This window comes from Streptomyces sp. NPDC054840, from assembly GCF_053611065.1.
This window is the reverse complement of record NZ_JBSGZP010000340.1, coordinates 1-7,810: the sequence shown is the minus strand read 5'-3', so window position 1 is coordinate 7,810 and position 7,810 is coordinate 1. Positions and strand designations below refer to the sequence as shown.

5 protein-coding genes are annotated in these 7,810 nt (G+C 71.3%); 3 read left to right on the top strand and 2 right to left on the bottom strand.

Annotation, left to right across the window (positions count from 1 at the left end; genetic code table 11):
- Positions 1-44: 44 nt before the first annotated feature.
- The 3 genes from ACWGIU_RS22880 to ACWGIU_RS22870 all read left to right on the top strand — a co-directional run bounded on the left by ACWGIU_RS22880 (position 45) and on the right by ACWGIU_RS22870 (position 6,322).
- Positions 45-1,514 (top strand): lipase/acyltransferase domain-containing protein, encoded by a 1,470-nt coding sequence (locus tag ACWGIU_RS22880; protein ID WP_453708551.1) that lies wholly within the window; start codon positions 45-47, stop codon positions 1,512-1,514.
- A gap of 219 nt (positions 1,515-1,733) precedes the next feature.
- Entirely contained in the window at positions 1,734-3,512 is a 1,779-nt protein-coding gene (locus ACWGIU_RS22875; RefSeq protein WP_453708549.1) for a VanW family protein, read from the top strand.
- A gap of 182 nt (positions 3,513-3,694) precedes the next feature.
- Positions 3,695-6,322: a SpoIIE family protein phosphatase gene (locus tag ACWGIU_RS22870; RefSeq protein ID WP_453708552.1), complete on the top strand. Its 2,628-nt coding sequence runs from the start codon at positions 3,695-3,697 to the stop codon at positions 6,320-6,322.
- Positions 6,323-6,335: 13 nt separating this feature from the next.
- Here ACWGIU_RS22870 and ACWGIU_RS22865 read toward each other — a convergent pair whose 3' ends face one another.
- Both ACWGIU_RS22865 and ACWGIU_RS22860 read right to left on the bottom strand, forming a co-directional pair.
- Positions 6,336-7,223 carry a S41 family peptidase gene (locus ACWGIU_RS22865; RefSeq protein WP_453708547.1) on the bottom strand — a complete coding sequence of 296 codons (888 nt, stop codon included), beginning with the start codon at positions 7,221-7,223 and terminating at the stop codon, positions 6,336-6,338.
- Positions 7,224-7,267: 44 nt separating this feature from the next.
- Complete coding sequence (locus ACWGIU_RS22860) at positions 7,268-7,606, bottom strand: hypothetical protein (protein WP_453708545.1); 339 nt, start codon at positions 7,604-7,606, stop codon at positions 7,268-7,270.
- Positions 7,607-7,810: the final 204 nt, after the last annotated feature.

Here is a 7,810-nt window from a genome sequence, read left to right as displayed (position 1 = left end):
GCCGACCCGTTCGTCCGACCGGGGGGCAGCTAGGAGGTCCGCTCATGGCCAGGATCCCGATGGCCGACGTCGTCGTACTGCTCCCCGGAATCGGCGGGAGCGTGCTGACGAGGAACGGCAAGGACGTGTGGGCGCCCTCCGCCTCGGCGGTGCTGGGCGCGCTGGCGAGCCTGGGCGGCTCGCTGGAGTCCCTCGAACTCGGTGCGGACGACTGGCTCGTGGACGATCCCGGCGACGGAGTCGCCGCCGACCGCCTCGTGCCCGATCTGCACACCCTGCCCGGCCTGTGGAAGATCGACGGCTACACGGCGATCGAGAAGTTCCTGCTGGCGCGGTTCGACCTGCAGAAGGGCCGGAACTACTTCCCGTTCCCGTACGACTGGCGGCGCGACAACCGGGCGGCCGCCCGCAGGCTCGCCGAGCAGAGCGCCACCTGGCTTCGGGACTGGCGCGGGACGAGCGGTAACCCGGCGGCCCAGCTCGTCCTGATCGGGCACTCGATGGGAGGACTCGTCTCCCGCTACTTCGTCGAGGTGCTGGGCGGCTGGAAGGACACCCGGGCCATCGTGACCTTCGGGACCCCGTACTACGGTTCACTCAATGCCGTCGAGTTCCTGTGCAACGGCTTCCACAAGCGGATCGGCCCCTTCGAGAAGGACCTCACGCGCCTGCTGCGCTCCTTCCCGAGCCTGCACCAGCTCGTACCCGTCTACAAGTGCGTGTTCGGGTCGGACGGCGAGGCGGCCACCCCGGCGAAGGCCGGCCTGCCCGGCTGGCAACCGCAGTGGATCAGCCATCTCACCGACTTCTTCGGCGAGATGGAGAGGGCGGCCACCGCCAACCGGCAGGAATCCGCCTGGGAGTCCAACCAGGTGGTCTACCACCCCATCGTCGGCATGGACCAGCCCACCCGGCAGTCCGCCCGGCTCACCGATCACAAGGTCGAGACCCTGATGCTCCGCGGGGACGCGGACGAGGGGGGTGACGGCACCGTGCCCAAGCTCTCCGCCGCCCTCTCCGGTACCGAGGACGCCCGCACCTTCGTCCCGCAGAAGCATGGGACCCTGCAGAACCAGGACGCGATGCTGGACCACCTCGGCGGCATCCTCCAGTCCCTGCACGACGTTCGCATCGACGATCTGCGCGCCGCCGTGACCTCGTGGTTCAGCTACCTCGGTGACGATCTCTACCTCGCCGACGAACCCGTCGTCTGCGAGGTCGGCGCCATCAGCGCGCTCAGCGAGGGCGAACTGCCCGAAGTGCCGGCGCGACTCTCGGTGGCCGCCCGGACCACGGGCCGGCCGGTGGTGGCCCGCGACCTCACGGTCGCACGAAGGCGGCAGCAGGTTGACATCGGCGTGCTGCCCCCGGGCACCTACGACCTGCTGATCAGCGCGGGCGCCGACACCGCCCCGCTGTCCGACGTGTTCGTCGTCGCCGGCCCGGACGGTACGGACGGCCCGGACGGTGAGGGAGGTGCACACATGACGGAAGGGCGGAGAGCCGCCGGATAGTCGCTGCCGCTGAGCCGACTATCGTGACAACGATTACATTCATCCCCAAACTGCACCTCCAGCAGGAATCATTATCTCCCGTAATTGTCGTATATGGCTGCCCTTGCGGCCCGCGCCACCTGAGGGACCGGTCGGCGCCACGGGAGAGATATGGGACGCGTGCGCAGCTGGACTGTCAACCGACGGATCACTCTGCCGGTGGCAGCGGGAGGAGCCGTCGTGCTCGGGCTGGGCGGCCTCTACGGAACCGCCCTCGCGGTCGGAGGGGACATCGACCAGGGCACACGGGTCCTGGGCGTGGACCTCGGCGGCATGAGCCGGGCCGAGGCGCGCCGAACGCTGACCCGGGAGCTCGGGCCCGCCGCCGCGGCGCCGATCACGGTGAAGATCGGCGACCGGGTGGAGAAGGCCGATCCCGCCGCGCTGGGCCTCTCCCTCGACACCGACGCGACCATCGACCGCGCCGTGCGGACCGGATACGGTCCGGTCGCCGTCGTCGGCAGCCTCCTCGCCTCGGGCACCCGCGACGTGGCGCCCGTGATCAGCATGAACGAGCAGACCGCCCGCGCCGCGGTGGACCGCCTCGGCAGGACCACCGAGCAGCAGGTGCGCGACGGCGTGATCGCGTTCGAGCACGGCGCGGCGAAGGCCGTCCCCCCGCTCCCCGGCGTCTCCCTCGTCGAGGACAAGGCCATCGGCACCCTCCGCGCCGCCTATCTGCGGCCGGACAAGGGCCCCGTCGTCCTGCCGGTCGCGCGCACCGAGCCGCGCGTCGGTGCCGAGGAGACCGGACGGGCCATGCGGCAGTTCGCCGAGCCCGCGATGTCCGGGCCCATCACGCTCACCGTCGCCGGCAGGCGCATGTCCATCACCCCCGCCGTCCTCGGCGAGCACCTGAAGATGCGGGCCGACGGCCAAGGCCGCCTCGTACCCTCCCTCGACTCCAGGAGCCTGCTCGCGGACCCCGCCGTGGCGCCCACCATCGACGAGGTCACCCGCCCGCCGCGGAACGCCGCTCCCGGCCTCGCCACGGACGGCCGCGTGGTGATCGCCGACCGGGGCCGTGCGGGACGGCAGGTCACCCAGGAGGCGCTCGGCCGGGCCGTGCTGCCGCTGCTGACCCGTTCGGGTGCGGCCCGTAGCGGCGAGGTCACCACCGTGGCGGTCCAGCCGGACCTCACCGCCGACGAAGCGCGGCGGCTCGGCATCAAGGAGGAGGTCTCCTCCTTCACCGTGGAATTCCCGGCCGCCCCGTACCGCACCACCAACGTCGGCCGCGCCGTGGAGCTCATCAACGGATCCGTCGTCATGCCGGGCCAGGAGTGGAGCTTCAACCGCACAGTCGGTGAGCGCACCCCCGAGAACGGCTTCGTCGACGGCATCATGATCAATGACGGCCAGTACGTGAAATCGCCCGGCGGCGGTGTGTCGGCGGTCGCCACCACCATGTACAACGCCGCGTTCTTCGCCGGCGTCAAGCCCGTCGAGCACGGCGCGCACTCCTTCTACATCGAGCGCTACCCCGAGGGCCGGGAAGCCACCGTCGCCTGGGGCACCCTCGACCTGCGCTGGATCAACGACACCGGCCACCCGCTCTACATCAAGGCCCGGTCCACCGACACGTCGCTGACGATCTCCCTCCTCGGCACGAAGAAGTACGACGAGATACGCGCGACCAAGGGGCCCCGCACCAACATCACGCCGCCCGGGAAGCGGACCGGCAGTGGTGAGACCTGCGAGGTCCAGACCCCCCTGGAGGGCTTCGACGTCACCGTCGGCCGGACCTTCGTACAGGGCGGCAAGGAGGTCAAGCACGAGGACTTCAAGACCCACTACACGCCGCGCGACGAGGTCACCTGCGCACCGGAAGGCGCACCGGAAGGTACGCAGGAGGTCTCCCCGGGGGCCGGCCCGGGCGCCACCCCACCGTCCCCGCAGAACCCGTCCGGCACGGCCGCGAACGGCGTCCAGGCCGCGGCCCAGCGCCAAGCCCACTGACACCATCAGCGGACCAGGTGTGACATTCCGGCCGCATACCGTGCATGCCGGGGGCCGTGGGCGCCCGGAAGTGCTACAACTGGGTTCGTGACCATTCCTCGCCACCCGTGCCGGGCACGTCGGTGCGGTCACCTCTAGGCAACCGGAAGAAGAGCGTCGCCGGACAGGTATTCGTCCTCCAGGTGGCGATCGTGGTGTTGCTCGCGGCCGGGGCCCTGCTGGCCCTGGTCCTCCAGTCGCGCCACGACACCGAACGCGAGGCACGCAACCGCTCGGTGTCCGTCGCCCAGACCTTCGCCCACTCCCTGGGGCTCCAGGACACCCTGAAGACGACCGACCCGTCCGCGACGCTCCAACCCCTCGCCGAGACCACGCGCAAGGCCGCCGGCGTGGACTTCATCGTGGTGATGGACACCAAGGGCATCCGGTACAGCCACCCCCAGCCGGACCGCATCGGGAAACGCTTCGTCGGCACCATCGAGCCCTCGCTGAACGGCGAGGTCCACACCGAGAGCGTCGACGGGCCGCTCGGCAAGGAGATCCAGGCGGTGGTGCCGGTCACCGGGCCCGACGGCAAGGTCGTCGCGCTGGTCTCGGCGGGCCTCACCGTCAAGAACGTCACCGGTGTCGTCGACCGCCAGCTCCCGGTCATCCTCCTGGCCATCGCCACCGGCCTGGCCCTGGCCACCGTGGGCACGGCGCTCATCAGCAGACGCCTGCGCCGCCAGACCCACGGGCTCGGCACCCAGGAGATGACCCGCATGTACGAGCACCACGACGCGGTGCTCCACGCCGTCCGCGAAGGGGTGCTGATCACCGACGGTGAAGGCCGGCTCCTGCTGGCGAACGACGAGGCCAAACGCCTGCTCGGGCTGCCCGAGGACGCCGACGGACGCGATATCGCCGACGTACCGGGCCTGGACCGCCGGATGGCCGACCTGCTGCTCTCCGGCCGCGAGGCCACCGACGAGGTCCTGGAGAGCGGGGACCGGCTGCTCGTCGTCAACCAGCGGCCCACCCACCCCCGTGGCCGGCCGGAAGGCGCGGCCGTCACCATCCGCGACTCCACCGAGATGCAGGTCCTGACCGCCCGGGCGGAGACGGCCCGCAGACGCCTCAAACTGCTGTACGACGCGGGCGGCGACATCGGCACCAGCCTCGACGTGGTGCGGACGGCCGAGGAGCTCGCCGCCGTGGCCGTCCCCCGCTTCGCGGACTTCGTCACCGTCGACCTGGCCGACCAGGTCATCGACGGCGAGGAGCCCCGCGCGGGCTCCGACATGCGGCGCACCGCGGTCAGCGGCATCCGCTCCGACCATCCGCTCTATCCGGTCGGCCAGCTGATCGACTTCCTGCCGTCCACCCCCCAGGCGCGCGGCTACGGCACCGGCCGGCCCGAACTGGTGCCCCACCTGGCCGACGCGCCGGGCTGGCAGGCCCAGGACCCGCCGCGCGCCAAGGCCATCGTGGACTACGGCATCCACTCGCTCATCGCGGCCCCGCTCATGGCCCGGGGCGTCGTACTCGGCGTGGTCAACTTCTGGCGCTCCCAGAAGCAGGAGCCCTTCGACGAGGACGAGCTGTCCCTGGCCGAGGAACTCGTCGCCCGCGCGGCGGTCAGTATGGACAACGCCCGCCGCTACACCCGGGAACACGCCCTCGCCGTGACCCTCCAGCGCAGCCTGCTGCCGCGCGCCCTGCCCGAGCAGAGCGCCATGGACGTGGCGCACTTCTACCTGCCCGCGCAGTCCGGGGTCGGCGGGGACTGGTTCGACGTGATCCCCCTGCCGGGCTGCCGTGTCGCGCTGGTCGTCGGAGACGTCGTCGGGCACGGCCTGCACGCCGCCGCCACCATGGGGCGCCTGCGTACCGCCGTGCACAACTTCTCCTCCCTCGACCTGCCGCCCGACGAGATCCTGGCCCGCCTGGACGACCTCGTACAACGCATCGACCATGACGCGGACGGCGACGACGTGGACGGCGGAGTGCTGGGCGCGACGTGCCTGTACGCCGTCTACGACCCCGTGTCCCAGCGCTGCACCATGGCACGGGCCGGACATCTGCCACCCCTGGTGGTCGCCCCCGACGGCACGACGGAGATCGTGGAGCTGCCGGCCGGACCCCCGCTGGGGCTGGGCGGCATGCCCTTCGAGACCGCGGAGCTGGACCTCGCGGAAGGAAGCCAGCTCGTCCTCTACACGGACGGGCTCATCGAGGAGCGGACCCGGGACATCAGCGAGGGGCTGGAACTCCTGCGGGTGGCGCTCAGCCACCCCGACCGGGATCCGCACGAGAGCTGCCGGGCCGTGCTCGACCTGCTGCTGCCGCCCCGGCCCACCGACGACGTGGCCCTGCTCATCGCACGGACCCGGACGCTCGGCCCGGACCGGGTGGCCCAGTGGGACGTACCGTTCCAGCCGAGCGCCGTCGGAGCCACGCGCAATGCCGCGGCCAAGAAACTCGACGAGTGGGGGCTGACCGACCTCGGTTTCGCGACGGAAGTCATCCTCAGTGAGCTGATCACCAATGCCCTGAGGCACGGCAGCGGGCCCGTACGGGTACGCCTGCTCCACGACCACAACCTGACCTGCGAGGTGTGGGACGGCAGCAGTACCGCCCCCCACCTGCGGTACGCCGCCACCACGGACGAGGGCGGACGCGGCCTGTTCCTGGTCGCGCAGCTCAGCGAGCACTGGGGCACCCGCTACACACCCGAGGGCAAGGTCATCTGGGCGGAGCTGGCCCTGCCCGGCGGCGCGGGCGGCACGGAGGCCGCCCTCGCGGCCTTCCTGGACGTGGACCCCCTGTGAGGAGGTGAGGAGGTCAGCCGCCCGGCTGGACGGCCTTGAGCGCGGTCTCCAGCGCCTGCTGTGCCGACACGGGGACATCGGGAACGACACCCACGCCCTCCCAGTTGCCGCCCGTGACGGTGTTGATCGTCCGGGCCGTCGGCACCGTCACGAGAACGTGCTCGGCGACCGCGTGCCGGGCCGTGGGATGCGCTCCGCCCCGCGTCGTCTCACCCACCACCACGGCCCGCCCCCGTGCCTGCAGGGTGTACGCCACGTCCTCGCCCCCGGAGAACGTGTCCCCGCTGGTGAGGATGTGGACAGGCCGGTCCAGGTAGCGGGGGGCGGGAAGGTGCGCGGTCGTCCAGTACTGCCGGGTGGTGTCGGAGACCCGGTCGTATATGTCGTTCAGGTGCACCTGGTCGTCGGGGAAGAAGTAGCTGCACCACATCGCGGCCCCCTCCGGGTGCCCGCCGCGGCAGCCCCGCAGGTCCAGCACGAGGGCGGAACTGTGCGCGACCAGCTGCATCGCCGCGCCGATCGCGCTCGCGCCCTCCGTGGCGCCCGCGATGAGCCGGATCTCTATGAGCCCGATGTTCCCTTCCAGCCGCTCGACGCGCCGGATCCCCTGGTTCTCGGCCCGGAGCAGTGCCGAGAACGCGGCCTGCCCGCCGTCCTCGTCCACCGGGTCCAGCGACTGCGGCTCGTCCGTCCACAGCAGACGCAGGTGCTTGTCCGGGCACGCCTCCTGAAGGTGAGCCGTCACCGCCTCGCAGAGCGCCGGCCCGTCCAGTCCCTCGTACGCCCCCGCCGCGAGCCGGCCCCGGATCCCGGCCTCGATGACAACGGCCTTGTCCGGGAAGACGTAGCCCGCGGTGATCCGGGCCAGGGCGCGTTCGATGATCTCTTCATTGATAGGCATGGGACCTGATGTTAAAGGGCCGATTCCCCAGCTAACAGCGGGTTTTACCCACGGTCGGCGCACGTCCCGGGCACCGTGCCCGGGACGCCGCCGGGTTCCGCGAGCATGTCGTCGACGATCTCCATCCGGGTCTCCGGCAGGCGCTCCGCGATCGCCTCCACCATCATCGCGACCCCCTGTGGGTCCGGCGCCGAACAGCGCTCCCGCGACTCCTCGTCGGGCCGGCGGGCATACGCCACCCACGTACCGTCGTCCGCCCGGTGCAGCCGGGACCCGTAACTGCCGCACCGCGCGTGGATGGCCGCCGTCACCCGGTGCCAGCCTTCGGTGAACTGCTGCTCCATGCCCGGACGGAGCCGCCACCGGTAGATCACAGCGAACACGCCTGGAGTCCTCCCGCTTCAGGATGTGGATCTTTCCTGGCCACCCTAAGCGCTGTCCCGTGATCCCCGGCGGGCGCACGACGCCGGCTACGGCACCTCGCCGCGTTGTCGGAACGCCCGAATGCGCCCGGTATGGGGGCGTCCCTCCGCCTTGCGATGCACCGTATCCGACGCCGTGCGCCGATCCACCGGGGATTACAGGAC

What these genes read in the sequence shown, in the direction of transcription:
- ACWGIU_RS22880 (WP_453708551.1), top strand. Translation starts at nt 45, where the DNA reads ATGGCCAGGATCCCGATGGCCGACGTCGTCGTACTGCTCCCCGGAATC.
- ACWGIU_RS22865 (WP_453708547.1), bottom strand. Translation starts at nt 7,223, where the DNA reads ATGCCTATCAATGAAGAGATCATCGAACGCGCCCTGGCCCGGATCACC.